Source organism: Neomesorhizobium albiziae (genome assembly GCF_900114255.1).
Taxonomy (GTDB): domain Bacteria; phylum Pseudomonadota; class Alphaproteobacteria; order Rhizobiales; family Rhizobiaceae; genus Neomesorhizobium; species Neomesorhizobium albiziae.
Window position 1 is genome coordinate 1 of the sequence record NZ_FOSL01000044.1, and the last position, 19,061, is coordinate 19,061.

At 62.5% G+C, this 19,061-nt stretch carries 12 protein-coding genes and 1 tRNA gene; 6 read left to right on the forward strand and 7 right to left on the reverse strand.

Going from position 1 to position 19,061, the window contains the following annotated elements; translation table 11 throughout:
* Nucleotides 1-391: 391 nt before the first annotated feature.
* Nucleotides 392-1,813: a hypothetical protein gene (locus F3H98_RS32075; protein ID WP_244621977.1), complete on the reverse strand. Its 1,422-nt coding sequence runs from the start codon at nucleotides 1,811-1,813 to the stop codon at nucleotides 392-394.
* Between the two features lie 401 nt (nucleotides 1,814-2,214).
* Here F3H98_RS32075 and F3H98_RS28945 point away from each other — a divergent pair, with 401 nt between their 5' ends.
* Entirely contained in the window at nucleotides 2,215-3,168 is a 954-nt protein-coding gene (locus tag F3H98_RS28945) for an NAD(P)H-dependent flavin oxidoreductase (RefSeq protein ID WP_149764263.1), read from the forward strand.
* A 24-nt stretch (nucleotides 3,169-3,192) separates the two neighbouring features.
* Here F3H98_RS28945 and F3H98_RS28950 read toward each other — a convergent pair whose 3' ends face one another.
* Nucleotides 3,193-4,242 carry a Gfo/Idh/MocA family protein gene (locus F3H98_RS28950; RefSeq protein ID WP_149764265.1) on the reverse strand — a complete coding sequence of 350 codons (1,050 nt, stop codon included), beginning with the start codon at nucleotides 4,240-4,242 and terminating at the stop codon, nucleotides 3,193-3,195.
* Entirely contained in the window at nucleotides 4,242-5,027 is a 786-nt protein-coding gene (locus tag F3H98_RS28955; protein ID WP_149764267.1) for a ThuA domain-containing protein, read from the reverse strand. Before F3H98_RS28955 ends, F3H98_RS28950 begins: the two co-directional genes overlap by 1 nt.
* A 233-nt stretch (nucleotides 5,028-5,260) precedes the next feature.
* Between F3H98_RS28955 and F3H98_RS28960 the strand changes: the two genes are divergently transcribed.
* Nucleotides 5,261-5,336 (forward strand) — tRNA-Thr (locus F3H98_RS28960).
* A 159-nt stretch (nucleotides 5,337-5,495) separates the two neighbouring features.
* Here the strand turns inward: F3H98_RS28960 and F3H98_RS28965 are convergent.
* Both F3H98_RS28965 and F3H98_RS28970 read right to left on the reverse strand, forming a co-directional pair.
* A complete protein-coding gene (locus F3H98_RS28965; protein WP_149764269.1) occupies nucleotides 5,496-6,806 on the reverse strand; it encodes an HlyD family type I secretion periplasmic adaptor subunit in 1,311 nt (436 codons plus the stop codon).
* The gene (locus F3H98_RS28970) at nucleotides 6,803-8,539 is read right to left on the reverse strand and encodes a type I secretion system permease/ATPase (RefSeq protein WP_149764271.1); all 1,737 of its coding nucleotides are present in this window, start codon (nucleotides 8,537-8,539) and stop codon (nucleotides 6,803-6,805) included. The genes F3H98_RS28965 and F3H98_RS28970 overlap by 4 nt, the downstream gene beginning before the upstream one ends.
* A 612-nt stretch (nucleotides 8,540-9,151) precedes the next feature.
* Here F3H98_RS28970 and F3H98_RS28975 point away from each other — a divergent pair.
* Nucleotides 9,152-10,930, forward strand: a complete 1,779-nt coding sequence (locus F3H98_RS28975; protein ID WP_188130627.1) for a pre-peptidase C-terminal domain-containing protein — start codon at nucleotides 9,152-9,154, stop codon at nucleotides 10,928-10,930.
* Nucleotides 10,931-11,044: 114 nt separating this feature from the next.
* On the opposite strand, the gene F3H98_RS28980 is transcribed toward F3H98_RS28975, so the two are convergent.
* Both F3H98_RS28980 and F3H98_RS28985 read right to left on the reverse strand, forming a co-directional pair.
* A complete protein-coding gene (locus tag F3H98_RS28980) occupies nucleotides 11,045-11,446 on the reverse strand; it encodes a hypothetical protein (RefSeq protein ID WP_149764275.1) in 402 nt (133 codons plus the stop codon).
* Nucleotides 11,447-11,650: 204 nt separating this feature from the next.
* Nucleotides 11,651-14,992 (reverse strand): M10 family metallopeptidase C-terminal domain-containing protein, encoded by a 3,342-nt coding sequence (locus F3H98_RS28985; RefSeq protein ID WP_149764277.1) that lies wholly within the window; start codon nucleotides 14,990-14,992, stop codon nucleotides 11,651-11,653.
* Nucleotides 14,993-15,721: 729 nt separating this feature from the next.
* Here F3H98_RS28985 and modA point away from each other — a divergent pair.
* From modA to modC, 3 genes are read left to right on the forward strand one after another with little or no spacing between them, the layout of a single operon-like run.
* On the forward strand, nucleotides 15,722-16,525 hold the full coding sequence (gene modA / locus F3H98_RS28990; RefSeq protein WP_188130628.1) for a molybdate ABC transporter substrate-binding protein: 804 nt from the start codon (nucleotides 15,722-15,724) through the stop codon (nucleotides 16,523-16,525).
* Nucleotides 16,526-16,574: 49 nt separating this feature from the next.
* Nucleotides 16,575-17,279, forward strand: a complete 705-nt coding sequence (gene modB, locus F3H98_RS28995) for a molybdate ABC transporter permease subunit (protein ID WP_149764279.1) — start codon at nucleotides 16,575-16,577, stop codon at nucleotides 17,277-17,279.
* On the forward strand, nucleotides 17,276-18,388 hold the full coding sequence (gene modC / locus F3H98_RS29000; protein ID WP_149764281.1) for a molybdenum ABC transporter ATP-binding protein: 1,113 nt from the start codon (nucleotides 17,276-17,278) through the stop codon (nucleotides 18,386-18,388). Before modB ends, modC begins: the two co-directional genes overlap by 4 nt.
* The last annotated feature ends 673 nt before the right edge of the window (nucleotides 18,389-19,061 follow it).

Here is a 19,061-nt window from a genome sequence, read left to right on the forward strand (position 1 = left end):
CGGTGGCGTTGCTGGGGCGAGGATGCCCCGAGGTCCGGGCCTGACCGAGGCTAGTTCGCGGTGTGAAAACCCGCGCTCCCTTTGCGGTCGGGCAAGAACACCGGCGGCGCCTGGGAGACCGGGCCTCGTATAAATTTGAAACGGCACGGTCCCAGGCGCCGCTTCCCACTTTTCTTTCAATAGCCAGACGCGAAAGCGGGCGTGGCGACGAAGACGCTTGTGCTGATGAAAAGACCCCCTCTCCGTCTCGGCTTCGCCTCGACACCTCTCCCCCGCTTCGCAGGGGCGAGGAACCCAAGCTGGAGAGGCGCTGGCATCGCGGCAGCGGTTCCTCGCCCCTGCGAAGCGGGGGAGAGGTGGTTGCGCAGCAAACCGGAGGGGGACGTTGCGCCTATTCGCCGATCGACACCTTGATCTCCGAAATATCGACCGCCTTGCCTTCGTTGCTGATGTCGGAGCTGATGGCGATGGTGCCGCCGGCGCCGGGCTCTCCGGCAGGCAGTTCGATCTCGAACAGGAACTCGCCGCGCTCGTGGCCGACCGCATAGCGCTTGCGACCGCAATCGCCGAGCTCGCCGAAATTGCAGCTCACGGAGATCTGCGTTTCCTGCCCTTCCTCGGCGCTCGCCACGATGTCGAAGATGGCCCGCTTGCCGGCGATCTGCTCCAGCACGCCCTGCCCGACATCGAAAAGGATCGCCGAACCGGAAGTGCCGGAACGGATGCGCAGCACCTCTCCCTCGTCGCCCTGGACAACTTCAACGCCGGTGTCGGACGGCGCGCTGACATTGTTTGCGTCTGCCGGCGTGAAAACGCTGATCCAGTTCTTCAGCGCGTCGGTTTCGCCGGGTTTGCGCGGCGCCTGCACGGGCTCCTGGTCTTCAGGGATGAAATCCTCGGCGTCCGCCGTGGCGGGCGGGTTGGGAACCGAGGTATCGCGTTCGGCCGCCGACTTCAGCAGGCCGGTATCGGCCGCCCACCAAAGGCCCATGGCGCCGGCGACCAACAGCGTGACGGCGATGAACATTGCAGAGTAGGGCCGGCGGCGCTCGCGTGCGACCGCGGCGTCCGGATCGGGCGACACCTCATAGATTTCTTCTTCCGAGACCGGCTGCTTCGGTGGATCCATCTGGAGAGCCGCGACATCCGGCGCGGTGAATGCAGTCGGATCCTCGGGAGGCGTCACAGTGGCAGGTCCGCCGATCGAAGGCTCGGAAGCAAACGACGGTTCGGTGCGCCCATTGGCGGCGGCCGGCCGCGCGGGCGGGGCATTGCCTGCAATGCCGAGGTCGATCGCCGGCGCCACGGCGGATGGCGACGGCGGAGAAACGTCTATCCGGGGTGCTGGCGATTCGGCCTGCGTCGCGGCGGTGTCTATGGTCGGGGCAACCGTCTCGACGACGGACACGGCGGGCGCGGCCGACGCTACGGGCGCGGCAGGCGCCATGGGCTCGACGACAGGCGCTGCGGGCGAGGTTGGCTCGACACGAGGGGCGGTAACGACAGGCGCAACTGGCGCTGCGGGCGCTGGGCGCACTTCCAGTTCGGCAGGCTGTTGCGCCGAACCGTTTTCCGAAAAGTCGAATATGGCGGGGTCTATCTCCGGCACGGCCGGAATGAACTCCGATTCGATCTCGGTGATTTTCGCCTGCAGCGATTTACGGCGGGAAATCGCCGTTTCCACCGTGACGTTGGGATTGGCCTGCAGGGCGCGGTCAAGCGCCGCGAAAGCGGAACGATAGACCTTTTCGCGGAAGCCCTTGTCTTCCGCATCCCCTTTTTCCAGGGCGGCCCTGATCGCCTTTTCGATCACATCCAAACGGTCTTCCCCGCTCGTTACATCGCAGAAAATACCGATGGTTAGCCGTAGCCGCGCAATCAATCAACGGCTGCATGGCCGATGGTGTCGTGATTTCGAAGTTCGCTTGATTTTGATATCGTCCTCCGAGCGAACGTCGAAATCAAAACGACACTAGAAATCAATAGGTTGCTAGTGTCCTTCGATTCTGAAATCCGCCCTGCCCTTGATATCCAACTCATACGAATTTCAGCATCGGGACACTAGCCGGCGCTTTCCGCGCGTTGGACGACCTTTCCAACCGGAAAAGGTCGACCGAAATGTGGGAGCAAACGCATTTGCCCTGGCAAAAGCATCTGCTAGAACGAGCGACGTTTACGCAAACGTCAATTATTTACGGTGAGGAAGAGCATTTCATGGCGCTGCCCGACATTCTCCAGAACAATCTTCGCCTGCCTGTTGTCGCAGCACCCCTGTTCATCATCTCGCACCCGCCGCTGGTCGTGGAGCAGTGCAAGGCCGGCGTCGTCGGTTCCTTTCCTGCGCTCAACGCCCGTCCGGAAGCGCAACTCGACGAATGGCTGGCCGAGGTGACGGAAGCGCTGGCCGCCCACAACGCGAAGAACCCGGATCGGCCGGCGGCTCCTTTCGCGGTCAACCAGATCGTGCACAAGTCCAACGGCCGGCTGGAGCACGATCTCGGCATGTGCGTGAAATACAAGGTGCCGGTCGTCATCTCCTCGCTCGGGGCCGTCGAGGAGGTGAACCAGGCGGTGCATTCCTACGGCGGCATCGTGCTGCACGACATCATCCACGACCGCCATGCCAGGAACGCCATCCGCAAGGGCGCCGACGGGCTGATCGCGGTGGCCGCCGGCGCCGGCGGCCATGCCGGCACGCTGTCGCCTTTCGCGCTGGTGCAGGAAATCCGCCAGTGGTTCGACGGGCCGCTGTTGCTGTCGGGCGCCATAGCCAATGGCGGCGCCATCCTCGCGGCCGAGGCGATGGGAGCCGACATGGCCTATATCGGCTCGCCCTTCATCGCCACGACCGAGGCGCGCGCCACCGACGAATACAAGCAGATGATCGTCGAATCGAAGGCCGCCGACATCGTCTATTCCAACCTCTTCACCGGCGTGCACGGCAACTACCTCAAGGGCTCGATCCGCAATGCCGGCATGGACCCCGACAATCTGCCGGTATCCGACCCCTCGAAGATGAATTTCGGCGGCGACAAATCCAAGGCCTGGAAGCACATCTGGGGTTGCGGCCAGGGCATCGGAGCGGTCAGCGACGTGGTTCCGACCGCAACGCTGGTCAATCGGCTGGCTGCGGAATACGAAGCGGCCAAGCAGAAGCTGGCGGCGTAAGCTGCTCTCGCGCGCCGGCCGCCGTCACCCGATCGCGACCGGCCGGCCCTTCTCTCCGCTCTCGAAGGCGGCGTCGATGAGCTTCTGGATTTCGGCGGCGCGGCGAAACGACGGATCGCCATTCCTGCCGGAAATCAGTGCATCGGCAAAGCGGCGGGCATTGCGTTTCACCGGCGGCGTCTCGACCGTCCTCCAGCGGTTCTCGTCGACATCGCCGCCCAGGCACGCCGAAAGCTTCGATACCTTGCCGTCGGTCTCGACCCTGATTGCCCCTTCGGTCCCCGAAAGCGTCAGCCCCAGATCATTGGCGTGGCCCGTGGCATAACGTGTCGCCGTCACCGTCGCCAGTGCGCCGGAAGCCATGCGGCCGGTGATGACGATGCTGTCATTGGCATCGAGCGCGTAGTCACCGATGCGGTCGCCTTCGGCCTTCGCAAACACAGCAAGATCGGCGTAAAGGCTCGCCATGTCCTCGCCGGCGCAATAGGTGGCGAAATCGAGGATATGGACGCCGACGTCGCCCAGCACGCCGGTCGAGCCATGGCCGCGCGATAGCCGCCACAGCCATTTTTCGTCGGTGCGCCAGTCGCCCCAGTATTTGCCGACGAGCCAGCTCTGCAGATATTCGGCGTTGACATGACGCAAAGCGCCGATGCGGCCTTCGGCCACCATCTGGCGCGCCTGCTGCAGCGCCGGCGAATTGCGGTAGGTCAGGTTGACCATGTTGATCAGGCCGGCACTTTCGGCAGCCTCCACCATGCGCATCGCGTCGGGATAATTCTGCGCCAGCGGCTTCTCGCAGAACACGTGCTTGCCGGCAGCTAGGAGCGCCAGCGTCGTCTCCATGTGCACGCCGTCCGGCGTGGCGTTGACGGCGGCGTCGAACTCACCCCACGCGATTGCCTCGTCGAGGCTGTCGAAAGCATTGGCGATGCCGTGCTTTTTCGCAAAGGCCGCGGCGCGGCCAGGTGCGGCATCGGCGCAGGCGACGAATTCGCACTCCGGCACCGCCGCGAACTCCTCGAGATGATGGGTGGCGATGCCGCCGGTGCCGAGCAGGAGCAGCCGCTGCATCACCTGAAACCTTCTTCGCCGTGGGCGTGGAGCTTCGGCCCCTTTTCGACAAGCTTCTCCAGCGCCTTGTCGACCGGCACGTTTGGCGCGCTGGCGACCGAGGCCCAGGCCGGCGCGGGGTTGTAGGCCCATTCGACGGCGTTGCGCAGCACCTGGCGCACATTCCCGTCGTGATAGGTCGGATAGGTCTCGTGACCCGGCCGGAAATAGAAAATCCTGCCGGCGCCGCGCTGGAAGGTCATGCCGGAGCGGAACACCTCGCCACCTTCGAACCAGGAGATGAAAACCGTCTCCAGCGGCTCCGGCACGGTGAAGGCCTCGCCGTACATTTCTTCCATCGGCAGCTCGAAATGTTCGCCGAGCCCCTTGGCGATGGGGTGGTTGCGGTTGATGACCCACAACCGCTCGCGCTCGCCTGCCTCGCGCCATTTCAGCGAGCAGGGCGTGCCCATCAGCCGTTTGAATATTTTGGAGAAATGGCCGGAATGCAGCACGATCAGCCCCATGCCTTCCCAGACGCGTTGCTGGACACGCTCGACAATGGCGTCGTCGACCTGGCCGTGCGCGGCATGACCCCACCAGACCAGCACGTCGGTCTCGGCCAGGCGCTTTTCAGTCAGCCCGTGCTCGGCCTCCTGCAACGTCGCGGTGGTGGCTGAGATCGCCTTGTTCTCGTTCAGCGCGGCGGCGATCGCCGCATGCATGCCGTCGGGATAGATCGACTGCACGATCGAATCCTTCTGCTCATGCACATTCTCGCCCCAGACAACGGTGCGTATCGCCATTTTCTTTCTCCCAAAGCGCTTTGGATGATGTAGACTAGCGATGCCGGCGGTGATTGTGAAGGCGGCGAGTGCGATTGCACCATTCAATTCCGGAAATTGCACCAGCGTGCGGTATCGTTTGTACTGCGCCCTGCCTTTACCTTCATTTCACGTCGCGGGCGGCTTGAAATTGCCGCGCAATGAAGCTATCAGGCGCTCACTCAACCGCTCGCGCCCCGGCGCGATGCAGGAATGCCGCTTTAGCTCAGTTGGTAGAGCACATCATTCGTAATGATGGGGTCGCGTGTTCGAGTCACGCAAGCGGCACCAAAATTCTCATTCAAGATCAGTCGATTGCCTGAAACCAATCGATTTCAGGGTACCTCTGGCGGCACTCCCCAGTGGAAGTTCGACCTGCGTTGCGGCTTTAGCCACGTGCCAGGGTTTAGCTGCCTTAGCTCTTGCCGCTCGCTCGCAAAGGCGCGGACTTCATTCTTCCCGGAAAGCTTTCTGGATCTGATCCGACAACGGTTTCACCAGATAGGAAAGCATCGTCCGGTCGCCCGTCGGAAAGAAAACCTCAGCGGGCATGCCCGGCGACAGCGCCAGCCCGCGCAGCTTGGCGACCTCGGTTTTCGGCAGCTTCACCCGCGCAATATAGAAGGTTGTTCCGGTGCGTTCGTCGGTCGTCAGGTCCGCCGAGATCCGCGACAGCGTCCCGGTCAGTTCCGGCGTGGTTTGCTGATTGAAGGCCGACAGGCGCAAGATCGCATTCTGGCCCATGGTCACCTGGTCGATATCCTGCGGTGCAACATGCGCTTCAACGGTCAGGTCGTCCGTTACCGGTACGATCTGCATCACCTGCTCGCCGGGCGTGATCACCCCGCCGACGGTATGCACGGCCAACTGATGCACCACGCCATCCTGCGGGCTGCGCAGATCGATGCGCTTCAACTGGTCCTCGGCCGCAACCTTGCGTTCGACGAACTCCGAGATCTTTCCTTGCGCTTCACGCAACTCGGTCGCCACCTCGCTGCGAAGATCCTGGTCGATCTGGATGATCTGCAGTTCGACCTCCGACGCCTTGCCATTCACCTGGGCTATTCCCGCGGTCAACTGCCCATGCTCGCCTTCGAGCCGCACCGCGTCCCGTTCCAGCGCCGTCATGCGGTCGATCCCCACCAGCTTGCGGTTCCACAAGTCCCGCACGCCTTCCAGCTCGACCTGGATCAGCTCGATCTCCCGGCGTTTCGCCTGCCGCTGCTCGGTCAGTCCGGCGGTCTCCTCCGTCAACTGGGCGATCCGTTCGCGCAATTGCGATCGCTGGCCGGATCGCGCCTGGTGCCGGAAGTCGAACAGCGATTGTTCTCCGGCCATCGATGCGGCGACACCAGCTTCGCTGCGTCGCGTTGTCAAAACCTCCGGAAAGCTGATCTTATCCTTGCCGTCACGCTCCGCCTCCAGGCGCGCCAGCCGTGCATAAAACTCATCCAGACTTTTTGAGACGATCGCCAGGTTGGCGCGGGTCGTCGTCTCGTCCAGGCGCACCAGGATATCGCCCGCTTTGACCCGGTCGCCTTCACGCACCCTGATCTCGCCGACCACGCCGCCGGTCGGATGCTGAACCTTCTTCACGTTGGAATCGACCACAAGCCGGCCAGAGGCGATTACCGCACCCGACATTTTGGTCACTGCCGCCAGGCCGCCAACACCTCCGACAAGCAGCAGGCAAGTGGCAACCCCAGCCACAAGATAGCGTTGGATCTGCCGATGATGCGAAGTGGTTTTGTCCTTGCTCATGCAGGGACCCCTCTCTCCGTGGCGGTAACGACCTTTAGCGGCGCTGCCGATCGGAAAACCTTGCTCAGCACCTCATCCTTCGGACCGAAGGCCTGCACGCGCCCATTGGCCATCACCAGCACCGTATCGACATTGGCCAGGGCGCTGGATCGGTGTGCGACGACGACGGCGATGCCGCCGCGGTCCCTGATGCCCTGGATGGCGGCGGACAAGGCCACTTCACCCTCTGCATCGAGATTGGAATTCGGCTCGTCCAGGATCACCAGGAACGGATCGCCATAGAGCGCGCGTGCAAGGGCGATACGCTGCCGTTGCCCTGCCGACAGCGAGGCGCCGGCTTCGCCAACCCTTGTGTCGTAGCCGTCGGCCAGGTGCACGACGAGATCATGCACGCCGGCTGCCTTGGACGCAGCCAGCACCATATCGGATGACGCATCCGGGTCGAAGCGGGCGATGTTCTGCGCAATCGTTCCGTCAAACAGCTGCACGTCCTGCGGCAGATAGCCGATATGTTTGCCCAGCTCGTCGGTTGGCCACTGGTCGAGCGTCGCGCCGTCCAGGCGCACGGCGCCACGCGCCGGCAGCCAGACACCTGTAAGTGCACGCGCCAGCGACGATTTGCCGGAAGCGCTCGGGCCGATGACCCCCAGGCCCGATCCCCTGGCCAGCGAAAAATTTGCATCCCACACCACCGGCGTCCGTTCGCCCGGCGGTGCGACACTGACATTCTCAACCGCCAACGCGCTGACGGGCGCAGGCAGGGTTACGCTGGTGGCGCCTTCCGGCATCGCGGACAACAGCTGCTTCAGGCGTGCCCAGCTCTGCCGCGCGGAGACGAAACCCTTCCAATGCGCTATCGCCAGTTCTATCGGAGCCAGCGCCCTGCCCATCATGATCGAGCTTGCGATCATGATGCCGCCGGTCGCCTCCTGCTGGATGACCAGATAAGCGCCGACCGCCAGCATTCCGGATTGCAGCATCAACCGCAGGATCTTGGAAATCGTGCCAAGCGTTCCCGCGACATCGCTGGCTGCCGCATGGGCGTTCAGGTAGTCGGCATTGACGGCATACCATCGCTCGGCGATGCGCCCGCCAAAACCCATGGCCTGCATGGCTTCGGCGTTGCGCCTTGTCGCCTCAGCCAAAGTGCTGCGGACGGCCGCTTGCTGTCCGGCGATCTTTGTCGGGCCGCTGGTCCGGAACTCTGCCAGAAGCGTCAGTGCGAACAGGACAACGGCGCCGGCAAGCGCTGTAACGCCGATCCAGAAATGAAAAATGAAACAGATGCCGATATAGAGCGGCATCCATGGCAGGTCGAACAGCGCGGTCGGTCCGGCACTGCCGATAAAGGAACGCACCTGGTCCAGATCCCGCAAGGGTTGCAGTCCATCACCGGGAAGTTTGGCGCGCAACGGCAGGCGCATCAGCGCCGAATAGACTGACGGGCTGAGTTTTGCGTCCAACCCCTGCCCCAGCCGCACCATGAGGCGCGAGCGGATCAGCTCCAGCACCCCCTGAAAAACGAATAAGGTCGCGGCAAGCATCGCCAAGCCGACCAGCGTCGGCACGCTACGGCCCGGAACGACCCGGTCATAGACCTGCAACATGAAGAACGAGCCGGTCAGGGCCAGCACGTTCACGACCCCGCTCATCAAGGCAATACCCGAAAAAGCACGTCGAAACGACGACATAATTCCAGCCAGCGTAAGCGGCGGCGATGGCGTTGTCTTCATTCAAACTCGCAATCAGGACAGGGCATCTCAATGCCGGAAAAGGTTACATCCGGCTCCGCTCCGGACAGAAATTCGCCACCACCCCGCCGCGGTCATATCCTGAAAAGGCTGCTGACGGGAAGCCATAGATTGGGGAAACCCTCGGATAGAAACCCCGCGCAGCGGAACAAAAAGTAAACAACAGCTTCAAATGCATACCGCCCGTCGCCGAGATCCTGGTCGCCGTCGTCGATACACAAGCTAAACTCGCGGTTGAACCTCCCGCCTTCGCGCCCCCCAAAATCCCACCCGGAACTCTTAACATGGATTAGTCTTGATTATCACCATTCCGTGGCGTAAGCCCCCACAACAAATGGAACTTTAAGTTGCGTGAACTCGTGTAAGAGTTGCGCAAGCAAGCCATTTGGCGGGGATTGTAACTCAACGCGTCGGCCTGGAACCGGAGGAATCCAGGGGGGCACCACTATGGTAGGTCAGGCAACAATTTTGAAACGATCAACCTTAGTCAGGTAAAAAATGCGATTGAATTTGCAAGGAATATTCGCCAACGCAGGCAGTAGAGCGACGTCAGCACAAGCTGTCGCCGACGACTATCGGGATAGTCTGTCCGATATGTCCGCCGGCCTGGGAACACTTCGGCCCGGAGGCTCGGTCACCGGATCGATAGAAGAATCCCGCGACCGCGACCTGTTCGCGATCCAGCTGGTCGCGGGCCAGACCTACACCTTCAATCTGATCGGCGCCGCGGGTTCGGATCCATACTTGCGGTTGCTGAATGCCAATGGAGGGCAACTGGCATTCAACGACGATTTCGGATGGTCGCTAAATTCCCGTATCACGTTTACCGCTCAAACCTCTGGTACCTTCTACCTGGAGGCAAGCAACTTCAGCTCCGGTACTGGAACCTATACGCTCACCTCGAGCGGAACCACGACGACCCCTCCGACATCGCCCAGCGACGACTATAGTGATCGCGTCGGCGATGCGTCGTCGCCGCTAGGCGCTCTGGCGGTGGGCGGCTCACGGACTGGGCGTATCGAGACGAGCGGGGACACCGATATCTTCGCGGTCACTCTTGAAGCGGGCAAGACCTATACACTCAATCTGAGCAGTGCAGCGAGCGGCGGCCTCAGTGATCCCGTAATGCGTCTTCTCAACAGTTCGGGAGTGCAGCTTGCCATCAATGACGACTTTGGCGGGTCGAGAAATTCGCAGATCACCTTCACCGCGACATCGTCTGGAACCTACTTTGTCGAAGCAAAGGCTTATGCCGCCAGCCAGACCGGCAACTACGTGGTGACGGCGCGGGACAGCACGCCCCAGCCACCAGCCGACGATTTCCGTGACAGCGTCTCGGATACGACGGCTCCGGCGGGCACGATCGCTATCGGCCAGTCAAGCACAGGCAGAATCGAGGTTGCCGGCGATGCCGACATTTTCTCGGTTAGCCTTGTTGCCGGGCAAACCTATACGTTCGATCTCAGATCGGGTGCGACCGGTGGCCTGGCAAATCCGAACCTGCGCTTGCTCGGCAGCAACGGCGTTGCCCTCGCCACCAATGACGACGCGGGCGGTTCGGCCAACTCCCAGATCGTCTATACAGCGACCACGTCAGGCACCTTTTATCTCGAAGCCACCGGCTCCGGCGGTGCCGGAACCGGCTCCTACACCGTCGCTGCAACGAACAACGTTTCGCCGCCGGATGGCGAATTCGATATCGTCGTAAACTATTCGGGCGATGCGCGCTTCCAGGCGGCCTTCGACGAAGCGGCGGCGCGCTGGGAGCAGGTCATTGTCGCGGACCTGCCCGACGTAAACACCAGCAGCTGGGGCTTGGTCGACGATCTGCTGATCGACGCCAGCGTCATCGCCATCGACGGGCCAAGCAATGTGCTCGGACGCGCCGGCCCCGACGCGCTGCGCAGCGGCTCCAGCCTGCCTTACCATGGCATCATGGAATTCGACTCCGCGGACATGGCCACGATGCTCGCCAACGGCACGCTGGTTGACGTCATCCTCCATGAAATGGGCCATGTGCTCGGCCTCGGAACCTTGTGGAGCCAGCTCGGGCTGAAGTCGGGCAATTTCCAGTATATCGGCGAAAGCGCCCTGGCTGAGTACCGGACCCTCTCCGGGCAGGCGAACGCACAATCGGTGCCTCTGGAAACCGGCGGCGGCGCCGGAACGGCCGGCGGCCACTGGGCGGAATCGGTCTTCGGCGGCGAGTTGATGACTGGCTATGCCAACGGCTCGATGGCGATGAGCCGGATGACGATCGCCTCGCTCGAAGACATGGGCTATGGCGTGGATTACTCCACAGCGGATCCGTACACCTTGCCGCCAGCTCTTCTTGGCTCTCTGCAGGCGGACCAGCCGCTCTGGATTGTCTGATTCGTCGCACGGTAGCGACCGCCTGAACGTTAAAGAGGGCCTGCCATTCGGCGGGCCCTCAGACCGTCGACAAACCCCGGCAGTTTTGCGTTTAGGGATTGGGGCTTGACCCCTTCAATACATAACTGTGTTGAGTGTGACATGAACGGGCGAGCCCGCCTCGAACTGTGCGCTGCCTCGCGCGACCAGCCAGCCATCCGCACGCTCCAGGCGCGCAACGATCTGCAGCGTTGGCGAAGCAGTCGAGCTTGCGGGCAGCGACAAGGAAAATTCTATCGTCTTTGAGCCGCCGTCGCTTTTGACGCTCGTTTTCGCGGCGCGACGTAGCGCCTTATCCTGAATGGCAGGGTCCTCGAGATAAATCTCAAGGTGACCTTCCGGGATAACCGCGCCGCCCTCGAACGTGACCGCGCCGCGAATATCTGTCGATTGTGCGGCAACCGCCCCGGCGGCCGCGGCGACAGCCGCAGCTCCGGCAGCCATTAGTACTGTGCGGCGGTCGGTCGGACGCTTCATCACACACTCTCCCTCGGGCATTTAGCAGCCAAATGGAATCATTTGACGTCCGCATAAATGCGGCAAAACAAATCGTTAGAGCGAGCTAAAGGTCTGAAAGAACCGGAACCGCTCTAATGCTGCGGCGCCCATGCCAGCCACAAGCACAGGCGATCAGTGCCGTTACAGGAGGGGGCGCCTGAAAGCGCCCCCTCCTGTAACAAGTTAGACGACAATGAAGTCCGCTGCCGACAGATTCAGATTTGTGCTCAGTTGCGCAAACTGAATGGCTGCAGCTTGTCCGGAGCCATCGGCGTCGTAAGACAATGCCCCACTGTCGGTGTCGTAGATGATGCGGTCATCGGCATCATGAGCGACACCCGCTGCACTCTTGTAAAATGCTCCCAGGGCGAGGGAACCGTCGCCGCCCACGTTCTCAAAGATGAGATTGTCCAGCAGGATCGAATCGTCGGCGACCTTGAAGTCCTTGATCCAGTCGACATTGCCGCTCCCGATCGCTGTCGAGAAGCGGAAAGAATCCTCGCCCGCGCCGCCGGTCAGCGTGTCGGCCGCCAGTCCGCCATCCAGCAGGTCGTTGCCGCCGCCGCCGGAGAGCTTGTCAGCGCCCGCAACGCCCGGCTGAGCCGGCGCGGGCGGGAATTCGACCGATACGTTCACCTCATATGTCGAGCCCGCCGGCACAGCTTCCGACCAGCCATCGCCTGGAGCCGTCGGCGACCAGCTGCCTTCCAGGATGTAGTAGGTTCCGGTTTCCTGGACGACGAAAACCGTGCTCGAATCCCGGTTGCTTGTGGAGCCTGGGTCGCCGCCGCCATCGTCGTTCTGGGCGACGATATTGCCATTGCTGTCCAGCAGCCTGACCCAGCTGTCATGGACGTCGGGATCGGCGATTCCGTCGATGTCGATCGTGATGATCGTGCCGGCCGCCAGGTTGAGGCTATAATATGCGCCCCGGCCGTTTCCGGTGGCGTTGACGGTGGTGTGGAGGATGGTCGTCGAATCGAAGATGTCCGGGTCAGCGGCTAGCGAGAAGTTATTCGAGATGTCGAAGGCGGTCGCGATCGAATTATTCGTCGCATCCGGTCCGAGGGTGGCGTAGCCGGTACCCATACCCGGGCGTGGCGGAGCATCGCCCTGATAGGCGAAATCGCCAAGCAGGGTGTCATCGCCGCCGCCGCCGTCGATCGTATCCGCGCCGCCCTGGCCAGTCAGCACATTGGCCGCGCCGTCGCCGGTAAGTTGGTCGTTGAAGCCCGAACCAGCGAGATTTTCGATCGAGATATAGGTGTCGCCGGCGGATTTGCCGCCGCCCAGTTTGAGCCTGACACCGCTGGTCGCGTCGGCGTAGTCCGCCGTGTCGCTGCCTGCGCCGCCATTCAATGTGTCTGCGCCGCCGCCGCCAGTCAGCGTGTCGTCGCCCGAGCCGCCGGAGAGTTCGTTGGCCTGGGCGTTGCCGATGAGATGGTCATCGAAGAATGAGCCGACGGCATTTTCGAAGCCGGCGAGGATGTCGTGGCGGATGATCGTACCGCGCCCGACGATCTGCACCGGGCCATCGGCGTCGCCGCCACTGGCCGTGCCGTTGGCGAGATCGATCGTCACACCGTCGGTGCTGCCTGCGTAGACAACCGTATCGATACCGGCGCCGCCATCCAGATAGTCTTGGCCGCCGCCGCCGATGATCGTGTCGTTGCCGTCTTCACCGTACAGGATGTCGCCATCGGCGCCGCCATCCAATATGTCATTGCCGCCGCCGCCATTGAAATAGTCGCCACCGCCTTGGCCCCAGAAATGATTGGCTGCGGACGTGCCGATGAAACGGTCGATGCGGTCATCGGAGCCGATCAGGTTCTCGATGCTGTAGAAAGTGTCGCCCGAGGCGGTGCCGCCGCTGGCGACGTTCGTTGCGAGGTTGACGAGCAGCTGGAAAGGGCTCTCCTTGCTGTAGTCGACCGTGTCGACGCCCGCGCCGCCCCGGAATACGTCGACGCCGTCCTGGCCGCTCAGCGTATCGTCGCCGTCGCCGCCATCGAGAATATCGTTGCCCTGGCCGCCGAGGATGGTGTCGTTGCCGCCGCCGCCATAGAGCGTGTCATTACCGTCATCGCTCTCGGTCTGGTCTTCAAGGTCCGCGACGTCGATCGTGTTGTTGATGTCACGGCTGGCGAGCGAGTCGCGGCCGCCGATGATGAGGTCATCGCCGCCCTGACCGAAGATCGTGTCATCGCCGGCGCCGCCATCGAGCGTGTCGTTCCCCCTTGTGCCGAAGATAATGCTGGTCATCGTATTGTCGCCGACGCTGGGCGGGGTTTCGCCGTCGCCGCCTCCCGGTTGGGGCGTCGACTCGTCGGCATAGATGATATTTTCGACGTTGGCGATTTTCCGGATATTCAGGTTCCTGGAAAGCAGGACGACCGTGTCGTTGCCGCCATTCGCTTCCTCGCGCACGATGTCGTCGACGGAGTCGACGAAGTAGATATCGTCGCCGCCATAGCCAGCCATGCGGTCGCCGCCGCCGCGGCCGTCAAGGACATTGGCGCCGTCATTGCCGATCAGGACGTCGCTATACCTGCTGCCGATGCCGTTCTCGATGTAATAATCGGTCCCATCGGCATTGTGCCCGGCAAAGATCGACACATTGTTGCTATGGCCGTTGACGCTGGAGAACTGTCCGGCGCGCAAGTCGAGGATCGTGCCGGCCGTGGAGCCGGAGAAGTCGATCGTGTCGGTTCCGCCGGTGTCATGGATCACGAAACCGATATCGTGCTGCATCCCCGAGGCGGTGAGCTGGTAGCCATACTGCGTGCTACCGAAGCCGTAGACGTTGTCGCCTGTGTTGAGGTCGATATGCTGATAGGTGCGCACGCCGTTCGCGTCGACGGTCGAGAAAAAGCGGCGGATGACGGCTTCAATGTCGGCCATGAGCGGCGTTGACGCCGACCAGCGGGTGCCTTCGCCGACGTCGATCCCATCGAAATAGGACATGACGCTGTATTGCTGGCGGTCGTAGGTCCAGGTCGCATTGTTCAGATAGTTGATCTGTATGCCGCCGGGACCGCTGTAATTGTAGAGGCCGGGATGGTTCAGGCCGAACTCGTGGCCGAATTCATGGATGAAGGAATCGAACACATAGCCGCCAATATCGGTCTTGTTGGGCTCCGTGTCGTGGAAACGCTGACCTATGCTGACATAACGATTGCTCGAATAGGCGCTGCCATCGTCCTCCTCGCCCAGTTCGGGGCTGACAACCTGCATCCAGTCCGTCGCGCGATTGAATGGAGCGTCGTCGACGATTTCGAACTTCAGAGGGGTAACGGAGGCCCACATCTGCAGGGCGCCGATCGCGGCGGCCTTGTAATCGGGATGGTTATTGAGCTCAGTGACATTGATTCTCAGCGTTCCCGCCGCGATCGCCGGCGTCAGGCTGCGGCCAAGCGCTCCAACGTAGGTGAGGAAGGCTTCGTAGTCTTCGCTCTTGCCATATGGATTGTCCGGCGTCTGGTCGTTGACCCACCATTGGTCGCTAGTCTGGCTTGGGTTCGGCATCGTTGGGATTCCTCTCTCACAACCGTGAGTAAATCACAGCTGTACGGTTTGCTGCTGCCAACTGCCAGCAGGCATCGCTTGCGCTCGCCTGCTGAGCCCCGCCACCCTTCGCCGATAATGCTATTGGAATCTTCGACTTGTCTACCCTGTTAAGACGCGGTGTATGATGTCGCGTCAGTGACCCGCCACTGCTTTTTCCTGCAGCGGAGGTTAGAGCCCCGGCGCTTTGAGTTATGCATCTGGCGCGGGTTCAGCAACCGGCGGGTGCGGAAACCGCTGGGTGACGCAGCGCCGGCATCGTAGTCTTCACGCACCGATACCCTGGCTGTCTTTCCATAGGTCGAGGCATTTTGGATCAGGATCGTCACACGTCGGCGCGGCGCAACAAGCGCGCCGCACAATCAATTGACGCTGCGCCGCGATGGCTGAACGCGTGCCTCCGCCACTCCGAATTTCGCAAGGCGACGGACCAGATCGGCGAAGCTTGTTCAGCGATCTGGGCGCCGGTTCTACAACCGGGATGGGCGTGATATTTTTCAGTAACAATCGATGCGAACAAGAGCGCGCCCCTTGCAGCCTTTCCACGCATCTTTCTCCAGTCTTCCCCGGTATCTTGCCAGTGGACGCGCTTCCATTGTTATGTTTGACTGGATATATCGATCTGAGAGGCTTGGGACTGAAGCAGCCGGCCTTTTGGACAGATGCATCTATCAAAGACGGGAGTTGATCATGCTTGGAGTTAGAGGCTTTGGGGTAGCGCTTACCGCTGCTGCCGGCGGCATCGCCGCGATGCTTTGTTCGGCAACGGCGTCGATGGCGCAGGAAAAAGTGGTGGTCTTCGCGGCCGCCAGCCTGAAAAACGCCCTCGACGCGGTGAACGCAGCCTGCGAAGCCGATGTCGGCGAACAGGCAACGATTTCCTACGCGGCAAGCTCGGCGCTGGCCAAGCAGATCGAGGAAGGCGCGCCGGCCGACGTCTTCATTTCGGCCGACCTCGACTGGATGAAATATCTCTCGGACAAGAAGCTGACCAGGACGGATACCGAAGTGAAGTTGCTCGGCAACCGCATCGTGCTGGTTGCGCCGAAGGATTCGAAGGCTGAAACTACCATCGCCGCGAACTTCGACCTCGCCGGCCTGATCGGCGACGGCAAGCTCGCCATGGGCGACGTAAAGGCAGTGCCCGCCGGCAAATACGGCAGGGCCGCGCTCGAAAAACTCGGCGTCTGGGGCTCGGTCGAAGGCAAGGTGGCGCAGGCCGAAAATGTACGCGCCGCACTGAAGCTGGTGTCGACCGGTGAGGCCGCCGCCGGCATCGTCTACCAGACCGACGCCAACGCCGAACCGGGTGTCAAGATCGTGGGCGTTTTCCCAGAAGACACGCACCCGCCGATCATCTATCCCGTCGCGCAGACCGAGGGCTCGAAGGACGACGACACGCCGGCCTTCCTGAAATGCCTGCAGTCGGCCAAGGCGAAGCCGCTTTTCGAAGCGCAGGGCTTCACGGTGCTTGCGCCGGCCGTCTCGAATTAAGATAGATTTCAGGCCATGATTCTGCCGACCAACATCATGGCCTGAACACATGCAATGGCTGCTGGACCTCACGCCCGACGAATGGAATGCGGTCCGGCTGTCGATCAAGGTCGCCACATGGGCGATGGTGGTGAGCCTGCCGTTCGGCATCCTTGTCGCGCTGATCCTGGCGCGCGGCCGCTTCTGGGGAAAATCGATCCTCAACGGCATCGTGCACCTGCCGCTGATCCTTCCGCCCGTGGTGACCGGGTATCTGCTCCTCTTGAGCTTCGGCAAGCGTGGACCGGCGGGCGCCTTCCTCGCCGAACATTTCGGCATCGTGTTTTCCTTCCGTTGGACGGGTGCCGCGCTTGCCTGCGGAGTGATGGCGTTTCCGCTGATGGTGCGTGCCATCCGGCTCTCCATCGAGGCGGTCGACCGGCGGCTTGAAGCGGCCGCCGGCACGCTGGGCGCCAACCCGCTCTGGGTGTTTGCAACGATCACGCTGCCGCTGATCCTGCCCGGCATCATCGCCGGCATGATCCTCTGCTTCGCCAAGGCGATGGGCGAATTCGGCGCGACGATCACCTTCGTTTCCAACATTCCCGGCGAAACGCAGACCTTGCCCTCGGCGATATACACCTTCACCCAGGTGCCGGGCGGCGACGAGGGCGCGCTCAGGCTGACGCTGATCTCCATCGGCATCGCCATGCTCGCGCTGATCGCGTCGGAGGTGCTGGCCCGCCGCGTCGGCAGGACAATGGAAATCGAATGACGCTGTCCGTCGATGTCCGTCACCGGCTGGGAGCATTCGAACTCGAAGCCGCCTTCGAGACGAACGGCCGGCTGACCGCGCTGTTCGGGCCGTCCGGTTCGGGCAAAACATCGCTGGTCAACCTGATCGGCGGGCTGATAAGGCCGGACCGGGGCCGTATCGCCGTCGACGGGCGCTTGCTGGTCGACACGGCTGCCGGAACCTTCCTCGCCAAGCACAAGCGGCGCATCGGCTATGTGTTCCAGGACGCCCGGCTCTTTCCCCACATGTCGGTCAGCCAGAATTTGCGCTACGGGCGTTTCTTCCGACCGAAGACGGAACGTTACGCCGACATGGCGGCGGTGGTGGACCTGCTCGGCATCGGCGACCTGCTCGACCGCAAGCCCAATCTGCTCTCGGGCGGCGAAAAGCAGCGCGTGGCGATCGGGCGCGCATTGATCGCCAGCCCGCAGCTCATGCTGATGGACGAACCGCTGGCTTCGCTCGACGATGCGCGCAAGGCCGAGATCCTGCCCTATATCGAAAGGCTGCGCGACGAGACCAGGATTCCCATCGTCTATGTCAGCCACTCCATCGCTGAAGTGGCGCGGCTGGCGAGCGACATCGTCGTGCTTGCCGGCGGCCGGGTGACCGCGTCGGGACCCACCGCCGAGATCATGCAGCGGCTCGACCTGCTGCCCGAAGAGGAGCGCGCCGAAGGCGGCTCCATGCTCGACCTTGCGGTCAGCGGCCATGACGACCAATACGGCCTGACCATGCTCACCTCCGGCGCTGGTGAATGGCGACTGCCGCGCATCGATACGGCGGTCGGCAGCCGCGTGCGGGTGCGGGTGCGCGCCCGCGACGTGATGATTGCAACCGAGCCGCCGCAGGGCCTGAGCGCGATGAACATCGTGGCCGGAAGGATCGTCGAAATCGCTATGGGAGACGGCCCCGAAGCGCTGGTGAAGATCGATTGCGGCGGCGGTATCTTGCTGTCGCGCATCACCCGGCATTCGGTGCAGGCATTGGGGCTCGAACCCGGCAAGCGCGTGTTCGCGGTGGTGAAGGCGGTAACCTTCGACAGAGCCAACATCGCCTCGCGGGCACCGCTGGCGGGCGGGAGATAGTGTGCTGCCCCTCACCTTCTGCATGCCCCTCACCCTTACCCTCTCTCCGTGAATGACGGGGAGAGGGGATGCGTTGCGGTCTCCACCTGTCTCCCTCCCCTCGATGGGGAGGGTGGCCCGCAGGGCCGGGTGGGGTGATGGCTGATGTGCGGATATCACTTCCTCCTATATCACCCCCTCCGTCTCGGCTTTCGCCTCGACACCTCCCCCATCGAGGGGGAGGAGGGGCGTCGGCGTTGTGGCCGACCACCTTCGCTCCGCTCTGGTCTGCCGGCTTGTCTATTATGACCCCCTCTCCGGTTTGCTGCGCAAACCACCTCTCCCCCGCTTCGCAGGGGCGAGGAACCGCTGCCGCGATGCCAGCGCCTCTCCAGCTTGGGTTCCTCGCCCCTGCGAAGCGGGGGAGAGGTGTCGAGGCGAAGCCGAGACGGAGAGGGGGTCTTTTCATCAGCACAAGCGTCTTCGTCGCCACGCCCGCTTTCGCGTCTGGCTATTGAAAGAAAAGTGGGAAGCGGCGCCTGGGACCGTGCCGTTTCAAATTTATACGAGGCCCGGTCTCCCAGGCGCCGCCGGTGTTCTTGCCCGACCGCAAAGGGAGCGCGGGTTTTCACACCGCGAACTAGCCTCGGTCAGGCCCGGACCTCGGGGCATCCTCGCCCCAGCAACGCCACCG